Source organism: Acinetobacter sp. CY81 (genome assembly GCF_059515925.1).
Window position 1 is genome coordinate 169,369 of the sequence record NZ_JCAKNC010000005.1, and the last position, 25,118, is coordinate 194,486.

Sequence of the window (25,118 nt, forward strand, 5' to 3'; positions counted from 1 at the left end):
TAAACCTTAACGCTTTGAAATTGGCTTTAATAAATTGTATTTTAAGCATTAAACTGTAGAGGAAGTATTCAAGGTATTTTTAATCTCTTCTTGAATACTTGTAGTTTTACGCCTGATTAATTTTTCTAGATCTTTGCTGTCGCTAAACATTGCACCAGTTTGTGTTTTCACATCGGCATCAACAATGACATCTACAAGACCTGTTGGTAATCCAGCTTGGACTAAAGCTTGATGATATTGCTCTGATGTTAAATTTTCATATTGAACAGCTTGATCTGAAACTTCTGAAATCGCATTTGCTAAATCCTGCAAAGTAAATGCTGTAGAGCCCGCTAATTCATAGATTTTATTTTCATGAACATCACTGACAAGTACTGTTGCAGCAGCTTCTGCATAGTCTATGCGTGATGCTGAGCTGATTTTACCATCATTGGCTGCACCATAGAGCGTACCTGATTCGATCGCATGACTGAGACCTGCAAGATAATTTTCTGTATACCAGTTATTTCTCAAGAAAGTATAGGTTAAACCGCTGTTTTTGATTAATGACTCAGTTTCACGATGCTCTTGAGATAGACCAAGGGCAGATGCATCCGCATTTAATAAGCTGGTATAAGCAATATAAGGCACTTTGCTTTGTTGGGCTGCTTGGATCACAGCTTGATGTTGAGGGGTACGACGACCAATTTCGTTTGCTGAAATCAATAATAATTTATCAATACCTTCTAAAGCTGGTGCGAGTGTGTCAGTTTGATCATAATCGAAATGGCGCAATTCAATACCTTGCGCTTTTAAATGTTGAGCTTTGTTAAGATCACGAACTAAAGCAACGATGTTTTGTGCATCAGTTTTTGTTAAAAGTGCTTGAATAACATAATGTCCTAATTGACCAGTTGCACCTGTAATTGCAATTTTCATTTTATTTACCCTTGTTTTGATTAAATAATCGACTTGATGGATAAAGCATAATCTGTTAACTTACTAAATGTAAGTACGTACCAAAAAGTAAGTATTAAATAATTTTTTTGAGGTGTTTCATGGGTAGTCAGTATGGTCAAAGTGAATTAGTCGGGCAGGTGCTGTCAAATGCATGTCCATCTCGGGAAATATTAGAGCACCTCACTACAAAATGGTCGGTACTTGTGTTGAGATGTTTAAGTGAGGGTGTCCATCGTTTTAGTGAGTTGAAGCAGCGTATAGAAGGCATTAGTGAGAAAATGTTGGCGCAGACGCTAAAAACATTAGAAAGTGATGGATTCTTGATTCGGACGGTTTATCCTGTTGTACCACTAAAAGTTGAATATCAATTGACTATTCTGGGCTCTCAAGCTTCAGCAAAAATGACTGAGTTAGTCGGCTGGATTGAGCGAAATTTACCTGAGATTCTAGAAAATAAAGAAGCGATAGGTGAGAAAAATAAATAGTGTTTTAGCCTAAGTTATTTAGTTAATGATTAGTTGAAATTAAACGAACTTTGAATGTTTAAATGAGATGTAAAAAGCTTAAAGAGAAATATGAAAATCAATCTATTTCTCTTTAAAATTCATCCGTATTTGAACTTAATTTTTTCGCATCAATTTAAAATCAAATCGATCAATCCATAAAATTCCAATAGCGAAGATCAAACCAAGCGCTACGCAACCAATCCATTGCCAATGTTCCCAAGCATAAACAGCGCCCAGTGAACCTAAGGCAGCACCTGAGAAATAGATCGTCATATAGACTGCATTGATACGAGATCTAGCTTTAGCATCAATCCGATAGACTAAGTTTTGATTCAACACATGGAATGCAGTTAAACCAAAATAGCTCATCAAAACACCAATGGCATAAATCCAAATATTCTGCTGAGCAAAAAATAAAGGGACACAAGAAAATAACATCAGTGAGATACACAGTTTTGCGACTAAATTTTCATTACCCAAGCCAACAGTTTTGCCAGACCAACTTGATGAATAAATACCAATAACACCCAGCAAACCAAATAAGCCAATTTCAAAATCATTAAAAAAGTAGGGTGCAGAACCTAAAACAAAGGTCATGGAGGTGAAAACCATGGATAAAATGCCAAATCCGAGTGCACCTGCACAAGCTCGACGAATCAGATGAGGATTATTTCGTGCAATTTGAAACAGTGACTGGTAGATGCTCACAATATTTAAGTCGGATTGTGGTTGGGTATTTGGGAGTTTTCGCCACATGAGTGTCGCGAATAATAAGGTAATCACCCCACTACTCAAATAAACACCTTCCCATGACCAATAGTTTGAAACGAAGCCTGCAAATGTACGGGATAAGATAATGCCCATGACCAGACCACTCATCAGTTTGCCTACGATTGCAGCACTGGATTCAGGTGGGCTGATGGAGGAAGCGAATGGAATTAGAACTTGCGCCGAAATTGCCCCAAAAGTTGCACATAGGGTAAATAGGTAGAGCGTCGATAATGTGGTGCTAAACGACAGTAGAATTTGAGAAGTTCCAGCAAAAACCATCAAGCTGACGATCAGTTTACGCTTGTTGAGTAAGTCACCCAATGGAACTAAAAGCATTAAGCCTAAACCATACCCAATTTGAGCGATCACGACTGCAAAACCCGCTTGGCTGGTCGTGATGTCTAAACTCTTGGCAATGGAGTAGATTAAGGGTTGATTGAAATAAGCTGACCCAGCACAGAGGCCGCAAGCCACTGACATGAGTAATACAAATTGTGAGGACAAAGCCGTTGAGAGATTCCGTTCCATTTTGATCATATTTGCTGAATATTTGATTGCACACTATAGGTAGTTCAATCCTAATTCAGAAATAACTAAAAACAATGAGCTTAGTGCTTAAATCTATGTACTTAGCTAACTTTAATGGTGATGTACTCATTATTCCAATTGATTTCTTTGCATTTGATAGAAATATTCAAAAAGTGAATGTACTTCATGGAATAGTGAATAAATATATTCGAGAAATTCTTTAAAATATGGCAGAATATGCGGTTTTAAAGTATTTAGAGGATTGGCAGCATGCGCTTTGTTGATGAAGCAGTCATTACCGTAGAGGCTGGCGACGGTGGCAATGGCGTAGCCAGTTTTCGCCGTGAAAAATTCGTACCATTTGGTGGTCCAGATGGTGGTGATGGTGGACGTGGCGGTAACGTATTTGTTCAAGCTGACGAAAACACAAGCACCCTTGTAGATTATCGTTATACCCGTCGTTTCCGTGCAGAACGCGCTAAAAATGGTCGTGGTGCGAACTGTTCAGGTCGTGGCGGTGATGACACCGTTTTATTGGTTCCAGTAGGAACAACAATTGTAGATACAGAGTCTGGTGATATCATTGGTGACTTAGTGAAAGCTGGTCAGCGTGTTATGGTTGCTGCAGGCGGTGAAGGTGGTTTGGGTAATACTCACTTTAAATCATCAACTAACCGTTCACCACGTAAATGTACACATGGTACCAAAGGTGAATTTCGTGAAATTCGCTTAGAACTTAAAGTTCTTGCGGATGTTGGCTTGTTAGGTATGCCGAACGCGGGTAAATCAACGTTTATTCGTGCGGTATCAGCAGCGAAACCTAAAGTTGCGGATTATCCATTTACCACAATGGTACCGAATCTAGGTGTGGTTGATGCAGATAGCCATCGTTCATTTGTAATGGCAGATATTCCGGGTCTCATCGAAGGTGCATCGGATGGTGCGGGTCTCGGTATTCGCTTCTTGAAACATTTGGCACGTACGCGTATCTTGCTTCACATCGTTGATGTGCAACCAATTGATGGGTCAGATCCAGCTTATAATGCCAAAGCAATTTTAGCTGAACTAAACAAATTCTCTCCAACATTGTCAAAACTTCCAATCGTATTGGTATTGAACAAAGTTGATCAGTTAGATGATGCAACACGTGAAGAGTGGTGTCAGCACCTTCTAAGTGAAATGCAATGGGAAGGTCCAGTATTCCGTACTTCAGGCTTAATGTCTGAAGGCACGAAAGATGTTGTGTATTACTTGATGGATCAAATCGAACAACAACGTGAACGCGAAGTTGAAGATCCTGAATATGCAGCAGAAATGAAAGCGTTCCGTGATCAGCTTGAAGCTGAAACACGTGAGCAAACGATTGCTGCAAAAGAAGCTTATCGTGAAATGCGTCGTCAACAACGTCTTGAAGGAATTTTGGGTCAAGATGTTGATGATGAGGATGAAGACGGCGAAGATGAAGCAGAATCGTATTACGTACGATAATCTCTAAAAGAGTCTGAGGACAAAATGATCGAAGTGGTAGATGGACAGCGGCAGCTCAAGGCTTGCAAACGTATCGTTGTTAAAATCGGATCTTCTTTACTTACAGCAAATGGAAAAGGTTTAGATATTGCAGCGATTTCGCATTGGGCGAAACAAATTGCAGATCTACACAATGCAGGACATGAGATTATTCTTGTGTCTTCAGGTGCTGTGGCTGAAGGGATGGTTCGCATGAAACTTGAGAATCGACCCACCGATCTACCCAGTCTTCAGGCATGTGCAGCTATTGGTCAAATGGGCTTAATTCATACTTGGTCAAGCGTATTGGAAAAACATTCAATACAAACGGCGCAGGTATTGTTAACCCATGATGACTTAGCTGATCGTCGACGTTATTTAAATTCTTGTGATGCACTTCAAAATCTAATTGATTGGAAAGTTATTCCTGTCATCAATGAAAATGATACTGTTTCGACAGATGAAATTCGATTTGGTGATAATGATACTTTGGCTGCAATGGTTGCAGGTCAGGTTCATGCAGATTTATTGATCATTTTAACAGATCAAGAAGGCATGTTTGACTCTGATCCACGTTCTAATCCTAACGCTAAATTATTTTCTACCGTCCGTGCTTTAGATGAAAGTCTATTTGATATGGCAGGTGGTGGTGGTAAATTTGGTCGTGGTGGTATGCTCACCAAGGTTCGTGCTGCACGTTTAGCGGCAAAATCAGGTTGTCCAACACTGATCGCCAGTGGTGATAGCGATAACGTACTCTCTCGTTTAATGGCGGGGGAAATGTTAGGCACATTATTCATTACTGATAATGATCGCATTACAGCGCATCAGCAATGGTTAGCAGCACACTTACAAACTGCAGGCCGCTTGGTTCTCGATGATGGTGCAGTAAAAGCCATTAAAGAAAATCATCGGAGTTTATTGCCTGTAGGTGTGAAAGCTGTTGAAGGACATTTCGAGCGCGGTGATGTGGTTGAGTGTGTGGATCAACAAGGCGGACGTGTTGCGGTAGGGCGTGTGAACTTTAGTTCTCGTTCAGCTGATATTGTTAAGGGCTTGTCTTCTGATAAGGTCCATCAGGTCTTGGGTGAAGCTCGTTCATTAGAAATGATCCATCGTAATCATATGGCAATCTATTAGCAAAAACCTATCATAACCAAACATAACACTAAGGCTTGATTCTTAAAGGGATTGAGCCTTTTTGTTGTGTGGTGCAATAACATGCAATAGACTGGCAGGAGGTTAAATAGGGAGGTTAAATGGGAGGTTAAAAATAATTAATCGCCATAAGCACTCAAAAATATGCCTATTTTGGGGGGTATGGAGGTTAAATGCTTTCCCTAATCCTATTAATTGCTTGAAAGCTATAGAATTGTCGTGAGGTCGCCGTGTTATCTAAATTGCAGATTGATGCTATTAAGCCATCTAATAAATTACAGAAAATCAATGATAGTGAGATGCTGTATTTATTCGTATCTCCGACAGGTCGAAAAACTTGGAAAGTGCTTTATACGCTTGATGGGAAAAAGAACACCATCACACTGGGAGAGTATCCAAAGGTACTCAATGCTAAAGATGCACGGTTAAGACGTGATGAAATAAAAAAACAAATATCTGAGGGTATCCACCCGACAGAGCAAAAACGACAGAACAAACTTAAGGATTTATCAGATATGGCATTTGCTGATCTGATACAGCTTTATGCTGAAAAGGTCACACCGCACAAAAGAGGTGGGCGTGTAGAAACTGTCATTTTGAATGGATATATAAAATCATTCCCTAGATTGATGAAGAAGCCAGTAAACCAACTGGGACAATTAGACATGATTCAATTTAGGGATGAGAGATTAAAAAAGGTTAAGAGTGCGACAGTCGCAAGGGATTTAGGCTTATTAAGTGCTGTATTTAAGTATGCACGACAAGAACTTAGAATTATGACCAATTCCCCTTTGGATGACGTAGCCAAACCGAAACAGTCAGTAAGTAGAAATAGACGTATATCACAAGACGAGATAGATAGAATTTTAGAGGCGTTTAAATATGACGGACGTTCTCAGCCAATAACTAAGAAACAGCAAACTGCATGGGCGTTTTTGTTTGCGATTGAAACAGCAATGAGGGCAAGTGAGATAACAGGTTTAAAGTGGGCTGATGTTTACGATAAGCATGTAGAGCTTGAACTTACAAAGAATGGCACGGCGAGAAAAGTCCCATTATCTAAAAGAGCAATTGAGCTTTTAAGCTATATGAAAGGGGTAGATGAGATAGAAGTATGCACTGTAAAAAACAATGTTGCTGATGGTGAAAAGGGTAGAGGTAATTTATCGGCTTATTTTAATCAAGTGGTGACAGGTAAGTTAAAAATTGAAGATTTAACTTTTCACGATACCCGACATGAAGCCATTTCAAGAATGGTGAAGAATGCAAAACTTCCAGTAGAGGTACTAGCAAAAATTACAGGGCATAAAACCATAAGTATTCTAATTAATACTTATTACAATCCTGACATTGAAGATCTTGTGGACCATCTACATAAGGAAGATGACCCTGATATTATTTTATTTAAAAAGTCTGTATAAGAGCGACAAGCTAGGACGTGCAATAACTAGCAATGAATATCTATATTGATTAATATAATGTCGTTAAGTCTAGCCTGACGGGGCGAAAGTCGGATACCCAATCCGATTGGCTTAACTTTTTTATTGGGGGCTGTGGGATGCATGATGAATTTATTTGAAGATATAGAAGCAGAAAATTATAAATTTATAAATGTTATTGAAGCTTTAGAGTTGGTTGCGAAAAAAATAGATTATAGCGTTTCTGATGTAGCTAGGAGATTATTACTTGATGGATTTAATAAAATCGCTCGCATCTTTAAGATTAATGATTATGAAAAAATAGAGATCTTTTGTTCTGAAAAAGACTTCGAGGATAATTATTCAATTACAACTGAATTTCTAAAATTAGCTATATCAACTTCTGGAAGTTTTGACTATATACAAACAGATACTTATGGAAACGAATATGAGAATACTAAGAGTGATTGGTTTGATTTTTACTGGTTAAAATCAGACTTTTTTAATTTCCTATCAATTAAAAAAATAGGGATATCAGAAGAATGTTACGAAAATTATTTACAAGCTAATAGTCAAGAAAATTTATATGATTTCATAGCACAACAAGCTATACATGAACAAAATGAAATGGCTAAAGAGGATGCTAGAAGAATATCACAAAGATTTTTTAAAGAACAAGAAGAGTTAAATTCTACTGAAAAGACTTTTACGAATAGTATTCCATTGTTTTATTTAAATGATTCATTCTCTATAATTGAAGCATCTTGTTTAATCAGTGGTGATGACCCCATTCAAATAAATAGATGCATTAATGATACTAATTTTGATCAAAATTATCTCAAATTTAGTGAAGCATATAGTTTTATTAATTCAGCCATTTGTGTAGGGATATTACCTAAAATTAGGATACCAGCAGATCAATTAAAAGCTCACTTTAAAAATAAAGGTAGAATCATTCCTGGGTTTAATGACATGCCTTTTAGTCAATTAAATTCATCTGAAAAATTCGAATATTCAAATTTTTTAAAATTTAATTTTTCAAAAGAATTAGATGATAAATACATTAGAATATTTACAGTTGTTGATTTTATAAAAAAAATGACATCATTGAATTATAATGAGATCATTATTCATATAAGAAAAATATTTAAAAATTTAGAGCTTTATACGCTTGATGAAAATTTAACACCAGTCACAGGCTTAGATTTCTGCGATTATAATTGTATAGATTACCTATGTAAAAATCTTGAGAAGGCTGATGAGAATATTATAGAGTTGGGTGCTGCTAGATATTTAGTTGATGAATATTTCTGGAGTAAAGATGAATTTTTTAATTGCCATGAGGCTGTAGCTTTTGATTTATCCAAAAAAAATTATAATATATTCTTAATGGCATCTATGCTAAATCCTGATGAAGATAATATTTTCTTAAATTATTCTGATATGAGCATTTTAAAAAAAATATTAGCAAATATAAGTGAAGATCAAAAAAAATATGTTCGAATTAATTTTGATTCATTAAACAAAAAAGCAGAAGAAAATATAAAACTCAAAGCTGAACTTGTAGAGAAAGACCAAAAAATTAAAGAGCTGGAATCATTAAACTTAAAGAAGAATACAGATTTATTGAGTTTGATTTTTGATGAAACAAGCAAAGAAAGATATGCACCTGATTTAGTATTTGCCATTAATGCGTGGAGATCTATTTATATTGATAATCCTAAAACAGATAGTCATAACAATAAAGCAAATACATGGATTAGTAACAATACACCTTACAGTGGTGAACAAGAGGATACAGCCACACGGAGATTGAGAGAAGTTATCTCTCCTTATTCCGAGTGGAAAGATACAAGAAAAAAGATTAAAAATAATTAGATTAGGTCTTTTATTTTATTGTATGTACTTATAAGGGCGTAGATTTTACGCCCTTTCTTTTTGTGTTTATGCCCCTTGTGGGGCGTATACCTTTATTTGTTTTCATTCACCCAAGCAATAACGCTTCACGAATTGCAAGGGTGAATCATGCTACACAAAGAACAATATGCACGAGTTAAACAATTAGCTAGTGCACCATCCACTCCCGAAAAAATCTACACAGTCAAGACAGGTGAAAATGCAGGCATGAAACGCAAAGTTAATGCCAAGCCTGCGCGTGTTGGATTATTACCTGTAAGTGAAAAAACAATCTGGACCTGGGTTAAGCAAGGTAAATTCCCTCAGCCAATCCATATTAGTGGAAATGTCACTGTATGGCGTATGTCAGAAGTACAGGCATGGATAGAAGAGCAGCAAAATAATGCAGTGATAGGGGCTTAATCTATGACTAAAACACAAATTAAAGCCATTGCCTTAAATGCCAGCCGGCAATTAAATGCCGTGGCCAAAGATGTTTATAACCGTGATTTAGTGACAGCTATTAATCATAGCCAGTTAAAAGATACTTCGGCCACGTTAAACGATCTATACGGCGTATTGGATACCCAGTACCAGCGTAGTATGAAAGCCGGAATTGATGAGCCTATGGAATACACAGAGCTTGTCAAAAAGCGCATTGATGCCCTTGCTGAATATATCCGTCCAGCACGTCTTAAAGTGACCCACGTATCTCCTAAGCAAATTGTGCAAATGCTCGATACTGAACAACAGGCGATGCACCATTTATTAACCCTATTGGATGAAATCAATATAGGGGGAAAGGCATGAGTACAAATCATCAAACCCAAGTTTTAGTGCACCTCAAGAGTGGTAAGACACTTTCACAGGCAGAGGCAATTTATCACTTTGATTGCTATCGCCTGAGTGCCGTTGTAGAGCGGTTACGCAAACAAGGTCATGACATCGTGACTCGTGTTGAACCTAATTTGAATGGCAAAGGTACTCATGCCCGGTACGAGCTAAAGGAGTTGGAAGTATGAGAGGATTAATCACATCTCAATATAATGGCCAAGAACTTAGTTTTAATGAACAGGGTTGGTTTAATGCAACACAGGCATCTAAATCATTTGGTAAACGTCCTAATGATTGGCTAAACCTTGAAGAGACTAAAAACTATATCCAGGCCTTATGTGAGTACCTGAAAATAAGTGAACCAAAATCTCTTATTAAAACTAAAAAGGGGGGTAATACCGTTACCAGCGAAAATGGTAACGCTCAAGGTACATGGCTTCATCCGAAATTAGCAGTAGCATTCGCTCGTTGGTTAGATATTCGTTTTGGTATTTGGTGCGATATGCAGATAGATCTGTTACTACGTGGTAATCATCCAGTATTCGATCATCGCCGGTTGCGTCATCAAGCAGCTGCAACTTACAAGGCTGTGTCAGCAGTCCTGCAATTATCTAGACAGCAACAAGGTAAAGAAACCAAGCCTCATCACTACATGAATGAAGCCCGATTAATTAATTGGGCTATTACAGGACAATTCAGTGGTTTAGACCGTGACAGCCTTTCATACGATGAGTTGGATTTGTTGGCAGAGCTAGAGGCGCAGGACTTAATTCTAATCGGCTCTCAGTGTAGTTATGAGCAACGAAAAACAGCATTAAATCTATTTGCCCAAAACTTTAGAGCCAACCGCCTTTTATTAAAGGGTCATATACACTTACCAGGTGGACCGACATGAAAGGACTCTCTCTAAATCTCTTAAAACTGTTCTTTGTTTGGGGAGTAATTATTTTTCTTCTTGCAAGAACCAGTAAACCATCTTATGCTAACGGCGTTCACCCACATGGTGAATTAGCTTTGGTCGGCTATTTTACAAAAGGCGCATATAGTCCGCTCAGGGCTTTTTTTATGCGTAAAATCTCTATGCGCTCGCATTTTATGGTGAAGCTGGAGAGGGACACTTTCGAGTGTGCAGGTTTCCTTTTGTGCCTGTCGACCAACCCTTTTCAGCTTTGCCACCCTCATTTGGTCGTGAATGGCAAAGCTCCTAAACTAACAAAAGGAGCGCATTAACCGTGCCTAATACAAATACGTCTTTAGAAAAACAAAACCCAACTTATAGCTCAGGCGATATGCTTGAGGCTTACTCTTTGGCTTATGAACAGATGGCCGATACAAGTACCATGGTTGGAGCTATTTCTAATGAGTTTAAAAGTCTCAAGGAGTATTTAAGTAAGGTATATGCTGTTCCTGACACCTGTTTTAATGATCTAAAACGCATCATTGCCATCACCAATACGATGATTCAAGAGTCAGCAGAATTAAGTCAAAATCTTGAAAAGCAATATCAAGCTGAATATGAGGAGTCACAAGTATGATTTCTCAAAACTCATTCACTGATTCAGCTGCAGATATTCTTAAGCAGTGCCGACAACTTTTACCTGCTCAATCTGAGTACACTCAACATGCAGTCATTCAGCGTTTTGGCAGTCCATCACAGCCGATTTATGTTGATGAGGCTCAAATTGAAATTGAAGGGATTGAATATCAGGATCCTTTAATTTTGCCGATCGTAAATGGTCAGCTTGAGCAGATCCAATGTGCTGTATTACAGGATGGCCAACGTGTGCAAATCATGCCTGATGGGATGGCCAAAGGCTTTGCCAAGTACGGAGATTTTCACCAGGATAAGCCTGTCATTATCACCTTTGGTTTAGAGTCATTCTTTAAGATTGCCCAGACTGGCTACGCCGTGGCTTTGGTGATATTGCCTACCCTATGTAGCACTAAGAAAACAGCATTAAAGGCTTTTGATTTTGAGCAAATAGCTTTTGTAATACACCAATTGGCAAATGCCGGATATATGCAGTTATATATGGCAGTGCGCCCTGAACATATCAAGCTGGAGGCATTCCAAAGCCTTGAAAAAAATACTGCAGTTAGATTACTGAACCAATATATAGAGTACGGCGAAAGCTCATTTCTGACTGAGCTCTATAAAGATGATGATGTAGAAGAAGTTAAAGCTTTTATTCAGCTGGCGATTGAGCAATTGCCTGCAAATAAACTATTGCCCAAAGGCCATTTAGCCAAGCCTTTTAGAATGGATGACGGCGCATTTCTACATATCCTGGATAACGGGCTATACCTCATCAAAGAAAAAAGAGATGAGGACGGGCAGCTTAAACAAACCCGAACTTTTATCTGTCATTCAGCCATCATTTTAGGTGAAGCGCGAAGCCTGAATAATGATAACTGGAAGCGTGTTATCCAGTTCCATGACAAAGACAGCACCCTGCACCGGCTATTAATCCCTTATGAGCACTTTATGGGGGAAGCCCAGGAAGCACTAAAGATTATTGCCAATCATGGCTTGATGCCACCACGCCAGGCGTACAAGAAAAATGTATTTATTAACTACATTCAAGACTACCCAATAGAACAGCGTTTTCGCTGTGTAGATCGTGCCGGATGGCATGGCTACTGCTTTGCCACACCCAATAAAACCTATGGCAACAGTGAAGATGAAGAACTACTTTTTCATAGTGATAATAAAAGCCCTTATACAGTATCTGGGACCTTTGACGAATGGCAAGAACTTAGCCGGTTGATTGAGCCTCATGCTTTGGCAGTCTTAGCATTTTCATGTGCCTTTTCTGGGCAATTGGTTTTACCCTTAGGTGCTGAAAGTGGAGGCTTTCACATCTATGGTTCATCCACAGATGGCAAAAGTACAGTCACCAAAGCTTCATGCAGTGTATGGGGTAATCCAAAGCATATATCCAAATCATGGCGCACTACGGACAACGCTTTAGAGAATGAAGCGGAATTAAGAAATGATAGTTTTTTAAACCTAGATGAACTGCGCCAGGCTGTGCCGAAAGCCGTGTCTGATATTGTTTATATGCTTACCGGTGGACAAGGTAAGGCCAGAAGTACTAAAGCAGGTAAGAATCGTGATGCCAAGCAATTCAGCCTTATGTATACCTCAACTGGTGAAGTCACTCTGGAAGAACATTTGCGCCGTGGCAATATCGAACTGGATGCAGGCCTATTGCTGCGTTTTGCACATATCCCCAGTGATGCAGGTAAGGGGTACGGCGTATTTGATTGCATTAACTACGGTACCGCACCACAGGACATTGGCAACCGCATTAATGAGCTGGCATCAAATCATTATGGACATGCCGGCATTAAGTGGCTTGAATATCTAACCCAGGATAAAGATACCGTCATGCAAAAAGCCCAGGCTCTATTGGATAGCTTTATTGAACAGCACAGCCAAATAAAGAATGGCCAAGCCAGTCGAGTTTTACGCCGTTTTGCACTTGTCGCTGCAGCTGGAGAACTGGCAACACAAGCAGGCATTACAGGATGGAACCAAGGGCGCGCATTTGAGGCGATAGCACAGTGTTTTAATACTTGGCTGGGTAACTTGGGCAATGGTGAGAACATGGAAGAAACCAAAACGCTCGAGCATATCAAGGCATTCTTTGAGGCCAATGGTACTAGCCGATTTGAGGATCTAACACTAATCAGACAGGCAGATGGGGAAGTCGTCCGACAACGTATCCATAACCGTGTCGGCTATTATGATCCTGAAGAAAAAACTTATCTGGTATCACCGACCATGTTTAAAAAGGAAATGTGCATCGGGATGAATGAGGCCAGCGTCAAAAAGGCATTGATCAAGCATGGCTGGATTAAAGAGTTTATTGAAGGAGATAAAAAACTCTATGTGAAGAAGTCCAGTAATAATCTACCTGATGGTACACGTCCGCGCATGATGCATTTCAGTGCAGAAGCTATGCAGAGTCTAGATCATGAAGCCTGAAAACTATATTGATAAGGTGGACGTAGTGGACAAGGTGGACATATATGCATTTATTTTATTTAAGATACTGTTATATATAGATATTATTATGTCCACTTTATATAAATATATCTATTTTAATAGGTGGACATGAAGTGGACATGATTCAAAGCAATCTATCCTGTCCACCTTATCTATTTTTGATGTCCACTTTTTTGCTATGAAGATTTATATATAGGTGGACTAAATTAATTATTTAAAAACATATAGATAATTACTTTCGTCCACTTTGTCCACCATGTACACTTGAAAAGATACACATAGAAGTACAAACAGATTAAGAGAGTGAACCAATGGAAAACTTGAACAAAGTCACAGTGATGGGTGTATTAGGCCGTGACCCTGAAACAAAGCAATTTCCTAATGGTAGCAGCGTTAACATATTCCGTTTAGCTATCTACATATATCTATAAGCAGGGTAAATGAATTGAAAAAAGATTTATCTGCAACAAGAAATATTTACAAAAGAATATGCAACATAAAAATGATTCTTTCAATACTCTATTAAAAATAAGTGTCAATAATTCCTTTCACCAATACTTTTTCCCAATGATTAATACTACGCTTACTATTATTTAAGATTGGTTCAAGCAAAGTTTCAATAATTTTATTATCATCCAATCCAGCTGACCTTAATCTATGAATTTGTTCATTAAGATGAATAAATGAATCAACTGCATCTTTCGAAAATCTAACCCCTAAATCACAAGATTTAAAATGATTTTTTACTCTTGCTTTATCAGTATCATCCCACTTATCAGGAGCTCTAGCTACATAAAAAAAACTTGTATCTTCATCTAGTACATTAGATTGGAATTCTACATGTATCCACTGCTCATTAAAAAAATGAGGTTTATCTAAATAAGGATGTAATAGTTGATTTTCATAACTTGTAATTATGTTGTCGGCTTTAGCATCCATATTGCAGTCACGACAAGAGGGAACTAAATTCACAGGGAGTATTGAATATTTAGGAAAGTGTGCTTTAGGCAAATAATGATCTAAATTTCTTGGATTCCCGATTCCGCAACAGTAAGGACATTTTTGCTTTGCAGAAGCTAGAATTTGATCATAAATAGCTCTGGCATTAGGCTTATCTTTACTTACAAAGTATTGTTCATATAACTTTATAAACTCTAGGCGACTTATATCTTGAAAGACGACTGGATTGTATTTAGTAGTTTTTCTTTTGAACTCTTTATTTTTTAGAATCCTTATAGCATTTATCTTTTTTAACCGTTCACATCTTTTGACATTAGAGCATTTCAATGGAGCTAACTCATATAATTTTCCATCAATTGCTTTTGACCTATACTCCATATCCAAGATATTCACTTGATTCTGTGCATTAGTTAATCTATTTGATAATTGGTGATTACCAGTAATGCCACTTAAACAAACCTCATAAAGGGTATTAAAATCTATGATTTCAGTTAACTTGATCATTTTTTAAATCTCTATCAAGTAACATAATTTGCAAAATCTTTCTTGCCTCCAATCCAAGTTGGTCGTTATATAAATCAATAATCTCTTGATAATTTAAACCATTTTTTACGCACTGTTCTAATAATGAATGAAAACCAGATTCTGTGACTTCTAAACCAAATACAGATTTAGTTAAGATGCCTACATTTTCTCCAAAAGTTTCTTTTTCAGGAGGATATATCTCTATAGCATTATGCACACGATGAAAAATACTTACACATGATTTCGGAATTTCCTGTAAGACCACAGGAGAATGAGTTGCTAATATAGCGACCGCATTTTTTTTTGCCAACAAATCACTTAATGCTCTTATAAAGGCTGATAATAACGGTGGATGAAGGTGTGTTTCTGGCTCATCCATTAAGATTAATGTTTTTTCCTCAATTTTTTCGACGATCTTAGATATAGTTAATAAAACTATTAAATGACCTGAACTTAATCCTTTTACTCTTTCATCCAATAAGGTTTCAAATGAATCAGACTTATGAGAATCGACTAAAGAGCTAAAATTTTTTTCCGCAATATTTCTATCTGAATTCAGTTGAGATATCGTTTCTTTCCAAAGATTTTTTTTAGTATTAATACAAGCTTTGATTGAATTTTTTAATTCTTCATTGAGTATTTCTGAAGTTTTTAAAATATCATTTTTAGTATCTTTGAGGCCTACATAATAGTAAGTAGTACCTTTACTAGGGTCTCGTCTATCAAGTGGGGGGGTGAAAGGATCAAAGGCACTATATGATACTGAGATTAATGAACTAAAATAATTTGGGCCTAATTCCTCATACTCAAAACTCCATTTATCTGTAAAGTATAAATGATTAGTATCTGAAATTTTATTAATGCTAGTGACAATATTATTAAGAAAAGTTGTTTTCCCAACACCATTTCGGCCTATTACAGCATGAATATTTGTTCTTGGTTCAGAATTTGCTTTTACATTAAATTTAAAACATTTTTCTTCATCAAAATTATTGGGGTTAAAAGAATAGGCAAAATTAAAATCCGTTAATACTGCCAACCCCTCTGTAATTCTTTTAAATTGCCCCTCAATTGAAGCTAAACTTACACTACGTAGTATTGAAAATCCTAATACCTCATTTTTTTTTAATTTTTCTAACACCTCAGATTTGCGAGTAAGATCGTTTAATTTAATTAGGATATCATTTCTCATACCTGCTGATAAATTCATTAACTTTATGTAGTAATCATCTGTTTGGCCTAGTGAATAAAATTTTTCAGATAACTTATCAAATTTCCTTTCAAGCAAATCAAAAGTATGAATATTTCTTCTTTGATCTATTTCAGCAATTTTCACTGAACCAATATTATGTAATATTCCATTTTCATCATGAAGGGTCATATCAAAAGTGGTTTTAAAACCATCATCATCCCAATTATCTTGATGTAGATATACAACACTTTTCCCACTTGAAGGGGGCCAGGTTCTATTTTTTAAAAGTACAAATTCCATTCAGTTATTTCCTAAGTATTATCTTAATTTTACACAGTTTTTCATTGTATTCTGATTATATCGACCTTAATAATTGAAAAGCTTATTCCATTAAAGCATTAAAAATGAGAGTCAAATTTTAACTGTCCGGAAATTAAGGATAACTCATTTGATAATTAGTATCATATTACTCAGATAATAGCCTTTTATCGCAGGCTACCTTTACTTATTTGTTATATCTCTGAGTTTTTTATGAAAAATAATCTGTTGTCTGATACGGTTTTATCATACCGTGTAATGAAGGTTAGAAATTTGTCTGGAATCTCATTGTAAGAACTCATCCAAACTTTTAATGCGTCTGCATATACGTTGATTAGCTCTTTAAAATTAAAGTAATAAACATGCTCTGTTTCGTGAAAAAAAGATGCTTTATTATCTGCAACAAAGAAAGATATACGGCGTACTTTACCTTGTATTATTTTCTTGGATTCTAAGTTCGACATATGCAAGATGCCATTTCTCATCTCCCATAATTCTTCTGCTGTAATCCCTAATTTTTCTAATTGTGCATACTGATTAAGCCACTCTTTGAAGGAGTTATGAGAGCCGAATTCAATGTATCCAATAGAATCAATACATGACATTAATAATTTCATTGAAGATAGATACATCCCGTGTTGGAATGTTAATCTAATCGCTGCAAAATAATCGTCATTGATAAGACGAGGAATATCTACCCCTTCGTCTGTTGTGTAATGAGTTAACCAATCTATTTGATTACCTTCAATACCCATCTGTTTCCGAAGCTCTTCCAAAAAATTTAATCCATATTTTAAGCTACAATCGAAAAGTATCTCATTGTTTACAACTGGTGTTATTACAATTAAAGCATCTTCAGATATTCCAAATTTCCTAAAGCTTTCTAGTACTGCTTTTGATCTTTTATTGAGGCGATGGGATGCATTTTCTTCCTCTTGAGTTATGGGAAAGCTTAAGGTAATGCGTTTACAATTTTTTAAATCTTTGTCTAGGTTATCCTTTAAATACTTAATTTTCTTATCGTCGCTGCCAATTAACTTATGGTTAACAGCTCCAATTTCGTAACATACATCATCAGTATAGAACATAAATAAATTATAGATATTTTCTAGCATATAAGGTTCTTAAAATCATAGGTGTGAAAGTGTAAGCCTAAATCAGATGAGGGATTATGCAAGCATAAAAATACTGGGAACTAGCCCAGGCATTACCATGTTTTCGTATGGTCTTTGTGTAGGTCTGAATTGGATCCAGATATAGTGCATCTACTTTATGCACATAGTCCACCCCTGAACGAGTTTCTAATGCCACACATCATATTTATGGCCATTGGACGGTCCCATAAATGGGACTGGTTGCGCCGTGCTCATAAAAACAATAAGTTAAATTCATCTGAACTTATGATGTAACAAGGGATACCTTTCATACAAAGTATGACGTAACAAAGGCTAATAACTAATCAGTTTATGACGTAACAAAAATATTTCAGACTAAAATTTTCGGTGAGTAACAGTAGTTTTGCTTGTTTAATAATCAATTCATGATTTTTACTCCTGATTGAGAGCAGCTCACCACTCAAGGTGAAAAACATTTGTATTGGTCAGTGGACAATCCCTATCTTCAGCATAGTTTTAAGACTCTCTTATAAAATCCCAGACCGCATAAATCCAAGTAAGTGGCGTAATTTTAAAACCATCAAGGTAAGTTTATTCAATGTATCGCTAAGTTGGCCTGGTAGATCAATGTATATCATCTCAGGTCAGTTTCCTTGATGAGCCATAATCATAAAGTACCCTTAAATAGCCTTAAAACTATGTGCTATATGGTTTAGCTCTACTTTGATGGACTTGGATTTCATCAAGGTAAATAACTCAAATCCGTATAGCTACATATAGCAAAATCTTAGAATATTAGTGATACAAAGCTATCTGTCTTTGTATGACAGTAAGCAATAAAGAATCAGTCCTAAAGCCTTACTATTATTGATTTATAGAAGATTTATAAAAATATGTTTTGTCGTTCTGCATCGTACAAATTCATATCAGTAAATGGTTTTAAATCTTGCATGACAAGTCTTTCGTATTTGTTGGACAAGGTATTAATAAAAGCACCTATAAAAACCCTATCAAACCTAGAATATACAAGGAATATAGCTATTTTTATGAAACCGTATTTCGTCCAACTACGTCCAACAAGAAATACGATTTTGTCATGGTACGTCATGCAAGATAGGCACAATTTTAGTGATATAAGGACTTTGTATTTTGTGCGACAGCAAGCAGTATAAAATCAACCTTAGAACCTTATCAGTATTGATTTATGGCCGATTTTTATAAATCCGTTTTGTCGTTCTTCGTCGTACAATATTTATCAGTAATCAACGACAGAACACTGCTTTAAAACATGAATAGTTTTCTATTCCATCTAAGTAAATTTATTTTGTTTTACAGCCTATCTATATGAATTACGGCATAAATCCTGTTTAGTAAGGGTTACAGCTATTTTGTATTCTTCAATCCGTAAAACAAAATAGGTATAAATTACTGGCCCAGTACGGCGTTTTTTACATGGTAATTAGTCTTACAGCTCAATCCCTAAAAGGTGGTTAAAAAAGGGGGTAAAGCTATACGGTATGGGATTTATGCCACTTTTGGCGAGAAGGTGTTTCGTAAGACTACGTAAGGGTGGATTCATCTTATTTATAAAAGGGGGAGCTTGATATTTTCCTTAGTAAACTACCTCTCTAAATAAGTTTAAATTTACTTTTTAAAATATATATTTTGAGGTTTATGTTCATTTGTACGTATCTTTATTTAATAAAATGAAAATTTTGTAAGTTTATCTTTAACCCAGCTCATAAAATGTTTTACACGAGGCGAAATTAATTTCGTGTGTGGATATACAAAATGAATAGGAATTAGTTTCTGGTTGAAATCATCCAGAATGATGCTCAATTGTTGTGACTCTATTGCCTTGGCAACTTGATAAGAGTAGAAGCAACCCACTCCTAGACCTTCAATACAGGCTTGTCTTGCCACAGAAATTTGGTCTGTAATCAATATTGGTTTATTCGCCAAAATAATTTTTTCACCCTGATCCATAAATACCCACTCTGATCGAAAGCTTGAAACAACAACTCTTTTTTTATGTTCTAGATCAATAGGCTTTAGAATTTTATCCTTAGCTATAAATGATTGACTGGCACAATAAATTAATCGAGTTTCACCAATTCTACTAGCTATCAAGGATGAGTCGGGTAAGTCACCAATACGTATAGCGAGATCAAGCTTACTTTGTAAGATGTCTTCGAATTTATCACTTAAATTTAATTGTATTGATACAGTTGGATATTTCTGAAGGTATTCATTGACTAGAGGGGCAATAAAAATATTGCCAAATTCTATAGGAGCTGAGATTTTTAATTCACCAGAAATACTATTTTTTCGTGCTTCCAATGAAGCTTGCATTAATTCTAATTCATTCAAAATATGGCTGCACCAGGCTAAATATTCAGCTCCTTCCTCCGTTAAGGAAATGCTACGAGTGGTTCGATTGACTAAGCGTATTCCTAAATTTTCTTCTAAAGAGGCTAACAATCTGGCAACAGAGGATGGTGAGCTGTTGAGATACTCTGCTGCTTTTGAAAGGCTTCCTTGCTCAATAATGCATACGAAAGATTTCATTGCTTTCAATTGATCCATTACTTACCTCTATATCTTTGCATTTTTTGCAAAAGACTTATGCTTAGACATTGCTTAATCATTGTTCCCAAAATCATTATAGTTCAAGGCATAAACTTTAAGGTAGATGCTAAATGAACTTACTTCCTTCCAAAGCCCCCATCAAAGTACTTGCATACGATCATGTGGGTATTCGCGTGAGTAATAAGCAACGTGCCCTGAATTTTTATCAGTCTCTAGGCTTTGTTGAAACTGCAAATTTTGAAGCATATGAGGCCAATGAAATGATGAGTGTTGATGGTGTACGGATCAACTTAATCTTTAATGCATCAAGTCATTTAAATGCACAAAATATCTTACTAGATACAGCGATTAAGTTACCCGGAATTACACACCCAGCATTTGTTGTTGATGATATTCAGGCACTAGAACATTGGCTTAACAGTAATAATATTCACATCACTGAAGGGCCGAAAGCAATTGGACCACGACGTACAGCACTTTTTATTCGAGATCCAGATGGAAATGTTCTGGAATTTAATCAACTAATTTTAGACAAAATTTAAGACCTAACTTAGATCACAACCACGCTGAGAAAATATAATGAAACTTTATGATTTAGATCTATCTGGTAACTGCTACAAAGTCCGCTTATTTGCATCTTTAATTCATTTAGATTTGGAAGTTATTTCCGTCAATTTTTTAGAAGGTGAACATAAATCAGAGCCTCTACTGACTTTAAATCCTTTTGGTGAATTGCCTATTTTTATTGATGGAAAAACAATTTTAAGAGATTCTCAAAGTATTCTCATTTATTTGGCAGGTAAATATGCAGGTGAAGCATGGTGGCCAACAACACCACATCTTCAAGCTGAAGTGGCACAGTGGTTATTTACAGCAGCCAATGAAATACAACATGGGCCTTGTTCAGCACGTTTAGTTGATAAGTTTAATTATCCACTGGATAAAAATATAGCTCTTAATAAATCAACAAAAATTCTAGCCCTCATTAATGAACATCTTGAACACCGCGAATGGCTTGCAATCAATCGTCCAACGATTGCTGACATTGCCGTTTTTCCTTATATCGCTTTAGCCCATGAGGGTGGTGTGGATATATCAACTTACAACAATATCCATCGTTGGATGAACAACATTAAAGCCTTAGATGGTTTCTTAACAATGCCTGGTATTTAAAATATATACTACGAATTATGAGGAGGCTTAGCTCTTCATAATTATTATTTTCAATGCTTTACCGGTTTAAACTACTCTAAACATTATCAGTATTAAGTGCCTTTTAAAATGGATGTTATTGATGTCAAAAATCCATTACAGAATTATATTTGGATATTAGAAGAACTTAAGACACACGATGCCATTGTAGTTGATCCAACAGGTGCTCAGCTTGTTGATGAATATTGTCAAATGAATAAACTTGATTTAAAGCAAATTTGATTGACACAGTATTCTGTATTGAGAGAAATGAGGTTTGTCATGCTATGACCTAACAGAATTAGATATACGACAGCTATCAATAAAATATGCTAAGAGGCAGTACTGGTAAGCCATTTATTCATAATTGAAAAAGCAGTTTTGTATAGCTACGTATAGCAAGAAATATCATTCCCTTTGCAGAAAGCACCGTAAATTTTGTTATACAGGACATAGCCTATTTACCTTGACATCCAACTCTTCAAAAAGCACCTTAAAATATGTTAAAAGGCTTGCCAGAAAAGCATCACAGAGCTTTTAAATGTTTTTTAGAATTAGTATTCCGTCAAAGTATGTCAAGGTAAATACGTATGACTACGTATAACAATATTCAGGATTTAGAATCCGAAATTCATCCTTACATTGCATGACAAGGATTTATATTTTGCTGGAAAATGTACTCATAAAGACAGCTATAAAAACCATCTCAAAGGCAATCTATATATGACGTACATAGATTTAACCAAAACTTTATTCTGTCCAACTACGTCAAACAAGAAAAGCAGTTTTGTCATGCTACGTCATGCAAATTATTCTGAGAACATGTAATGAGTTGTCATATTCACTCAATAAAGAACTGCGAAATACTAGTAGCAAAAGAGTGAAAAATCAGTCCAACAAACTAAGTGATTTTATTAAGGTTGTTTTTTATTCATTCCTACCGTTACTCGGCATGAAAACCGATGTTACATGCAAAATATCTGTGTTTTTTAGATATGTTACATACGGAAAAACTGACTGTTTCTGACATAAATGCTGTGCGTTTCATCCACAAATTGAAGGCATTACTCAGCACTAAGGAATGTTGTTACATACCAATTAAGTGTTTGATGTTTGGGTGTGATTAGCCCTTGAGGATTTAAAATCTAATACGGAGGATCTATTATAGGTAGTTTTGGCAAATGCAGCTTCATTCGTCTGACTAGTACAGTACTAAGGTACTAAGTGGAATTCGTATCTGGTGCACCGTCAATATAAAGATTCGAGGGAGTAAACCTAATGACATTTAAAAAAGTGAACAAGTTAATTCGGCATTTGAAATGTGGATTTAAAATCTAAAATTCTGCCAGTTCCCAATCTCAGTTATAGGAGTAATAGCCATAATTGATACCCTGACCATCAAAAAATGACGTTCAGCATAAGGTCAACATAAAAGAGGAGCTTTATCTTCAAGGATAGGAGTTCAAATCTGACCCCATCGGTATTTTAAATGCCATTCCGTTAAAAAACGCAGTAAACCGCTATAACAGTGCAGGTATGACACAAGAACAAAAGGTGTGAGCCTATATAGAAATGTATAACAAAAAATAAGAAAGTAGAAAATAATTTATCCTTCAAAAAGGAGGAGTATAGAAATAGTTGGAGGTTAAATGGGAGGTTAAATATTTAATGCTATTAAAATAATAAATATAAAACAATAACTTATTTTTGTAGTATATTGCAATCATATGGCGATTTACTGATTATTTAATTAGATGATTGATTTTTTAATTAAAAAGCTCGCTTAGGCGAGCTTTTTTTGTGGTCGAATGGAGGGAAGAAGCTGATCCTCACCCACCATATAAGAATAATCAGCAAGACTAAACATGTCTAAATCTTCATGAGAGTTGCCATAAGCATAGATAGCTTCATATTCGTCAAGATTATATTGTTCTAAGACACGGGTTTTCTTCTGCTCACGACTACAATCTGGAGTTGAAAATAATCCTGTAAATACACCATCTTTCACTTCAGCTTCGGTACAGATTAGATTTACATCGAGTAATTCTGCAATATCTTTTAAATACAAATCAACAGAGGCAGAGACGATCACGACATCATCATCATTCTGCTTGTGTTTTAAAAGTTGCTGATAAATCTGTTGATCCAAGCTATTCCGCAATTGGTGTGAATATTCTAAAGCTAATTCGAGAAGCTCTTGGGTAGGCATGTCTGCAAACATTGCTTTGAATAAACGAGGGCGCATTGAATCAGCAGGGTAAATATTCAGAAAATAGGCCTGAATCCAAGGCAGAATTTTGATGCCTTGTTTCACAATATGTCTTTTCTTCAAAGCGTAAAAAATGAAACCTGTGAAGCTGTCTTTATTACACAAGGTTCCATCAAAATCAAATAAGGCTAGGTTTTTAATCTTTGCGCTTTCTGCATACATGTTTGGTATCTTCCATTTACACGAGTTGCAAACCAATTGGTATTATAGTCACGGCTTAGCTTAGGTCCTGAAATCACAACTTCAGGCATAATGGCATAAAAGTCCTTTTTACTGGTGTCTTTTAAATATAATTCTTTGACTGCTTTATACGTCGGTGTTTCTTCAAATTTATCATCTTTTTCATGTTTTAAATCTGAGCGAATTTGCTTTGGAGTAATTAAAACATTATGAGCTGCAAAAAGATTAATCAGTTCACGCTCAGAAGAACTTTTTTCCGGTCTAGGATTTCCATTTTTCCCATAAAGTAATAAGTCGCCATCGAGTGCAAGCTCTGTCTTGGTTAATGCATTAATTTTAGTTTGGAATGCAGCATTACGGCTTGAATAGCGACCAGAGTTGTAATCTGCGAAACGATACAACGGTTTATCATAATCTGCTGGGTACATCATTAAACGATGAATACCGTAATAAAGACCGCCGTAACGGGTGTATAGGTCTGAACGTAATTCGGCAATATTGCCACCTTGACGTTTGTGTTCTTTGGCATAGCTAATATGAACTTGCATTGAACCTAAAGTCGTAATTGGATTGAGCTTTTCTCCAATATCTTGACCGACTAACCTTGCAGCACCTGTTAAAGCACTGACATGATAATGTTTTGCCATATAAGCAAAAATTTCACGGTAAAGTTCATCAAGTTCTTTTTCAGTTTTAACTTTAGCCATTTGTTTCAAATAGTTATTTTCTGGCGTGGGTTGATTCTTTAAAACATCTTGAAAATAGTCTGCAACTGTACCACCAATACTTTCACCCAGTTTGTCTTTAAATTTTTCGTCAAAGCGATCTTGAACTTCTTTTACTGCTTTTTGACCAAGTCCAGGTACAGTTGGGTTTGCCACAAAGTTAGATTCTTGATCTACAACAGCCACAATTGTGCAAATATTTTCTTTATTTTGTGGAATGCCTAATTGCTCAGTGATATCGAAAATATCTTTTGCCCACAAATCACGCTCACTAACGCGACTAGGAATTACTTTTTTGATTTGTTCTGTATTTAAATGCTTTTCTTCATCATCCCACCAAGAACGATCTCCACATCCAGTCAATAGGATGCTGGTCGATAGAATAGCAATCGTATGAACAATAGGAGAAAGGTGAAAACTTTTTTTCATAGAGTAAAACACGTTCATAAATGGGTGAGCCGAAATAGCGGATGGAGTATACTATGG

Annotated in this window: 24 protein-coding genes and 1 pseudogene; 17 read left to right on the forward strand and 8 right to left on the reverse strand. The window is 36.2% G+C overall.

The window, feature by feature from the left end; all coding sequences use genetic code 11:
• Positions 1-48: 48 nt before the first annotated feature.
• Complete coding sequence (locus AC5YDM_RS08450; protein WP_496151676.1) at positions 49-918, reverse strand: SDR family oxidoreductase; 870 nt, start codon at positions 916-918, stop codon at positions 49-51.
• Between the two features lie 119 nt (positions 919-1,037).
• Here AC5YDM_RS08450 and AC5YDM_RS08455 point away from each other — a divergent pair, with 119 nt between their 5' ends.
• Positions 1,038-1,424, forward strand: a complete 387-nt coding sequence (locus AC5YDM_RS08455; RefSeq protein WP_496151677.1) for a winged helix-turn-helix transcriptional regulator — start codon at positions 1,038-1,040, stop codon at positions 1,422-1,424.
• 135 nt (positions 1,425-1,559) lie between these two features.
• Here the strand turns inward: AC5YDM_RS08455 and AC5YDM_RS08460 are convergent, their stop codons facing one another.
• Positions 1,560-2,753 carry an MFS transporter gene (locus tag AC5YDM_RS08460; protein WP_496151678.1) on the reverse strand — a complete coding sequence of 398 codons (1,194 nt, stop codon included), beginning with the start codon at positions 2,751-2,753 and terminating at the stop codon, positions 1,560-1,562.
• 86 nt (positions 2,754-2,839) lie between these two features.
• Here AC5YDM_RS08460 and AC5YDM_RS08465 point away from each other — a divergent pair, with 86 nt between their 5' ends.
• The 13 genes from AC5YDM_RS08465 to AC5YDM_RS08525 all read left to right on the forward strand — a co-directional run bounded on the left by AC5YDM_RS08465 (position 2,840) and on the right by AC5YDM_RS08525 (position 13,999).
• Positions 2,840-2,968 carry a hypothetical protein gene (locus tag AC5YDM_RS08465; protein ID WP_496151679.1) on the forward strand — a complete coding sequence of 43 codons (129 nt, stop codon included), beginning with the start codon at positions 2,840-2,842 and terminating at the stop codon, positions 2,966-2,968.
• A gap of 46 nt (positions 2,969-3,014) precedes the next feature.
• Entirely contained in the window at positions 3,015-4,232 is a 1,218-nt protein-coding gene (cgtA, locus tag AC5YDM_RS08470; RefSeq protein ID WP_496151680.1) for an Obg family GTPase CgtA, read from the forward strand.
• Between the two features lie 24 nt (positions 4,233-4,256).
• Positions 4,257-5,390 carry a glutamate 5-kinase gene (gene proB / locus AC5YDM_RS08475; RefSeq protein ID WP_496151681.1) on the forward strand — a complete coding sequence of 378 codons (1,134 nt, stop codon included), beginning with the start codon at positions 4,257-4,259 and terminating at the stop codon, positions 5,388-5,390.
• A 248-nt stretch (positions 5,391-5,638) separates the two neighbouring features.
• Positions 5,639-6,829, forward strand: coding sequence for a tyrosine-type recombinase/integrase (locus AC5YDM_RS08480; RefSeq protein WP_496151682.1), 1,191 nt, complete (start codon positions 5,639-5,641; stop codon positions 6,827-6,829).
• A gap of 144 nt (positions 6,830-6,973) precedes the next feature.
• On the forward strand, positions 6,974-8,704 hold the full coding sequence (locus AC5YDM_RS08485) for a hypothetical protein (RefSeq protein WP_496151683.1): 1,731 nt from the start codon (positions 6,974-6,976) through the stop codon (positions 8,702-8,704).
• A 147-nt stretch (positions 8,705-8,851) separates the two neighbouring features.
• Positions 8,852-9,145: a helix-turn-helix transcriptional regulator gene (locus AC5YDM_RS08490; protein ID WP_496151684.1), complete on the forward strand. Its 294-nt coding sequence runs from the start codon at positions 8,852-8,854 to the stop codon at positions 9,143-9,145.
• A 3-nt stretch (positions 9,146-9,148) separates the two neighbouring features.
• Complete coding sequence (locus AC5YDM_RS08495; RefSeq protein WP_496151685.1) at positions 9,149-9,532, forward strand: hypothetical protein; 384 nt, start codon at positions 9,149-9,151, stop codon at positions 9,530-9,532.
• Positions 9,529-9,744: a helix-turn-helix domain-containing protein gene (locus tag AC5YDM_RS08500; protein ID WP_481596817.1), complete on the forward strand. Its 216-nt coding sequence runs from the start codon at positions 9,529-9,531 to the stop codon at positions 9,742-9,744. The genes AC5YDM_RS08495 and AC5YDM_RS08500 overlap by 4 nt, the downstream gene beginning before the upstream one ends.
• Positions 9,741-10,451, forward strand: coding sequence for a KilA-N domain-containing protein (locus AC5YDM_RS08505; protein ID WP_496151686.1), 711 nt, complete (start codon positions 9,741-9,743; stop codon positions 10,449-10,451). Before AC5YDM_RS08500 ends, AC5YDM_RS08505 begins: the two co-directional genes overlap by 4 nt.
• On the forward strand, positions 10,448-10,786 hold the full coding sequence (locus AC5YDM_RS08510) for a hypothetical protein (protein ID WP_496151687.1): 339 nt from the start codon (positions 10,448-10,450) through the stop codon (positions 10,784-10,786). Before AC5YDM_RS08505 ends, AC5YDM_RS08510 begins: the two co-directional genes overlap by 4 nt.
• 2 nt (positions 10,787-10,788) lie before the next feature.
• On the forward strand, positions 10,789-11,091 hold the full coding sequence (locus tag AC5YDM_RS08515) for a hypothetical protein (RefSeq protein WP_496151688.1): 303 nt from the start codon (positions 10,789-10,791) through the stop codon (positions 11,089-11,091).
• Positions 11,088-13,547, forward strand: coding sequence for a DUF927 domain-containing protein (locus AC5YDM_RS08520; protein ID WP_496151689.1), 2,460 nt, complete (start codon positions 11,088-11,090; stop codon positions 13,545-13,547). Before AC5YDM_RS08515 ends, AC5YDM_RS08520 begins: the two co-directional genes overlap by 4 nt.
• A 332-nt stretch (positions 13,548-13,879) precedes the next feature.
• A complete protein-coding gene (locus AC5YDM_RS08525; protein WP_496151690.1) occupies positions 13,880-13,999 on the forward strand; it encodes a single-stranded DNA-binding protein in 120 nt (39 codons plus the stop codon).
• 91 nt (positions 14,000-14,090) lie between these two features.
• Here the strand turns inward: AC5YDM_RS08525 and AC5YDM_RS08530 are convergent, their stop codons facing one another.
• The 4 genes from AC5YDM_RS08530 to AC5YDM_RS08545 form a co-directional block, all read right to left on the reverse strand.
• Positions 14,091-15,032 carry an HNH endonuclease gene (locus AC5YDM_RS08530; protein ID WP_496151691.1) on the reverse strand — a complete coding sequence of 314 codons (942 nt, stop codon included), beginning with the start codon at positions 15,030-15,032 and terminating at the stop codon, positions 14,091-14,093.
• On the reverse strand, positions 15,016-16,545 hold the full coding sequence (locus AC5YDM_RS08535) for an ATP-dependent nuclease (RefSeq protein WP_496151692.1): 1,530 nt from the start codon (positions 16,543-16,545) through the stop codon (positions 15,016-15,018). The genes AC5YDM_RS08530 and AC5YDM_RS08535 overlap by 17 nt, the downstream gene beginning before the upstream one ends.
• Before the next feature lie 212 nt (positions 16,546-16,757).
• Entirely contained in the window at positions 16,758-17,678 is a 921-nt protein-coding gene (locus AC5YDM_RS08540) for a hypothetical protein (RefSeq protein WP_496151693.1), read from the reverse strand.
• 1,698 nt (positions 17,679-19,376) lie between these two features.
• Entirely contained in the window at positions 19,377-20,264 is an 888-nt protein-coding gene (locus AC5YDM_RS08545; RefSeq protein WP_496151694.1) for a LysR family transcriptional regulator, read from the reverse strand.
• Between the two features lie 113 nt (positions 20,265-20,377).
• Between AC5YDM_RS08545 and AC5YDM_RS08550 the strand changes: the two genes are divergently transcribed.
• The 3 genes and pseudogenes from AC5YDM_RS08550 to AC5YDM_RS08560 all read left to right on the forward strand — a co-directional run.
• Entirely contained in the window at positions 20,378-20,809 is a 432-nt protein-coding gene (locus AC5YDM_RS08550) for a VOC family protein (RefSeq protein WP_496151695.1), read from the forward strand.
• Between the two features lie 37 nt (positions 20,810-20,846).
• Positions 20,847-21,440: a glutathione S-transferase family protein gene (locus AC5YDM_RS08555; RefSeq protein WP_496151696.1), complete on the forward strand. Its 594-nt coding sequence runs from the start codon at positions 20,847-20,849 to the stop codon at positions 21,438-21,440.
• Between the two features lie 108 nt (positions 21,441-21,548).
• Positions 21,549-21,698, forward strand: a pseudogene (locus AC5YDM_RS08560) (hydroxyacylglutathione hydrolase); the annotation flags it as partial.
• Positions 21,699-23,241: 1,543 nt separating this feature from the next.
• Here the strand turns inward: AC5YDM_RS08560 and AC5YDM_RS08565 are convergent.
• Together AC5YDM_RS08565 and AC5YDM_RS08570 are read right to left on the reverse strand one after the other, a co-directional pair.
• Positions 23,242-23,889 carry an HAD family hydrolase gene (locus AC5YDM_RS08565; protein ID WP_496151697.1) on the reverse strand — a complete coding sequence of 216 codons (648 nt, stop codon included), beginning with the start codon at positions 23,887-23,889 and terminating at the stop codon, positions 23,242-23,244.
• On the reverse strand, positions 23,856-25,061 hold the full coding sequence (locus AC5YDM_RS08570) for a DUF1615 domain-containing protein (RefSeq protein ID WP_496151698.1): 1,206 nt from the start codon (positions 25,059-25,061) through the stop codon (positions 23,856-23,858). The genes AC5YDM_RS08565 and AC5YDM_RS08570 overlap by 34 nt, the downstream gene beginning before the upstream one ends.
• Positions 25,062-25,118 lie beyond the last annotated feature (57 nt).

Excerpts from the sequence above, each read along its gene's own strand:
- AC5YDM_RS08450 (WP_496151676.1), bottom strand. The coding sequence starts at position 918 with ATGAAAATTGCAATTACAGGTGCAACTGGTCAATTAGGACATTATGTT.
- AC5YDM_RS08455 (WP_496151677.1), top strand. The coding sequence starts at position 1,038 with ATGGGTAGTCAGTATGGTCAAAGTGAATTAGTCGGGCAGGTGCTGTCA.
- AC5YDM_RS08460 (WP_496151678.1), bottom strand. The coding sequence starts at position 2,753 with ATGATCAAAATGGAACGGAATCTCTCAACGGCTTTGTCCTCACAATTT.
- AC5YDM_RS08465 (WP_496151679.1), top strand. The coding sequence starts at position 2,840 with ATGTACTTAGCTAACTTTAATGGTGATGTACTCATTATTCCAATTGAT.
- cgtA (WP_496151680.1), top strand. The coding sequence starts at position 3,015 with ATGCGCTTTGTTGATGAAGCAGTCATTACCGTAGAGGCTGGCGACGGT.
- proB (WP_496151681.1), top strand. The coding sequence starts at position 4,257 with ATGATCGAAGTGGTAGATGGACAGCGGCAGCTCAAGGCTTGCAAACGT.
- AC5YDM_RS08485 (WP_496151683.1), top strand. The coding sequence starts at position 6,974 with ATGAATTTATTTGAAGATATAGAAGCAGAAAATTATAAATTTATAAAT.
- AC5YDM_RS08490 (WP_496151684.1), top strand. The coding sequence starts at position 8,852 with ATGCTACACAAAGAACAATATGCACGAGTTAAACAATTAGCTAGTGCA.
- AC5YDM_RS08495 (WP_496151685.1), top strand. The coding sequence starts at position 9,149 with ATGACTAAAACACAAATTAAAGCCATTGCCTTAAATGCCAGCCGGCAA.
- AC5YDM_RS08500 (WP_481596817.1), top strand. The coding sequence starts at position 9,529 with ATGAGTACAAATCATCAAACCCAAGTTTTAGTGCACCTCAAGAGTGGT.
- AC5YDM_RS08505 (WP_496151686.1), top strand. The coding sequence starts at position 9,741 with ATGAGAGGATTAATCACATCTCAATATAATGGCCAAGAACTTAGTTTT.
- AC5YDM_RS08510 (WP_496151687.1), top strand. The coding sequence starts at position 10,448 with ATGAAAGGACTCTCTCTAAATCTCTTAAAACTGTTCTTTGTTTGGGGA.
- AC5YDM_RS08520 (WP_496151689.1), top strand. The coding sequence starts at position 11,088 with ATGATTTCTCAAAACTCATTCACTGATTCAGCTGCAGATATTCTTAAG.
- AC5YDM_RS08525 (WP_496151690.1), top strand. The coding sequence starts at position 13,880 with ATGGAAAACTTGAACAAAGTCACAGTGATGGGTGTATTAGGCCGTGAC.
- AC5YDM_RS08530 (WP_496151691.1), bottom strand. The coding sequence starts at position 15,032 with ATGATCAAGTTAACTGAAATCATAGATTTTAATACCCTTTATGAGGTT.
- AC5YDM_RS08535 (WP_496151692.1), bottom strand. The coding sequence starts at position 16,545 with ATGGAATTTGTACTTTTAAAAAATAGAACCTGGCCCCCTTCAAGTGGG.
- AC5YDM_RS08540 (WP_496151693.1), bottom strand. The coding sequence starts at position 17,678 with ATGCTAGAAAATATCTATAATTTATTTATGTTCTATACTGATGATGTA.
- AC5YDM_RS08545 (WP_496151694.1), bottom strand. The coding sequence starts at position 20,264 with ATGGATCAATTGAAAGCAATGAAATCTTTCGTATGCATTATTGAGCAA.
- AC5YDM_RS08550 (WP_496151695.1), top strand. The coding sequence starts at position 20,378 with ATGAACTTACTTCCTTCCAAAGCCCCCATCAAAGTACTTGCATACGAT.
- AC5YDM_RS08555 (WP_496151696.1), top strand. The coding sequence starts at position 20,847 with ATGAAACTTTATGATTTAGATCTATCTGGTAACTGCTACAAAGTCCGC.
- AC5YDM_RS08565 (WP_496151697.1), bottom strand. The coding sequence starts at position 23,889 with ATGTATGCAGAAAGCGCAAAGATTAAAAACCTAGCCTTATTTGATTTT.
- AC5YDM_RS08570 (WP_496151698.1), bottom strand. The coding sequence starts at position 25,061 with ATGAAAAAAAGTTTTCACCTTTCTCCTATTGTTCATACGATTGCTATT.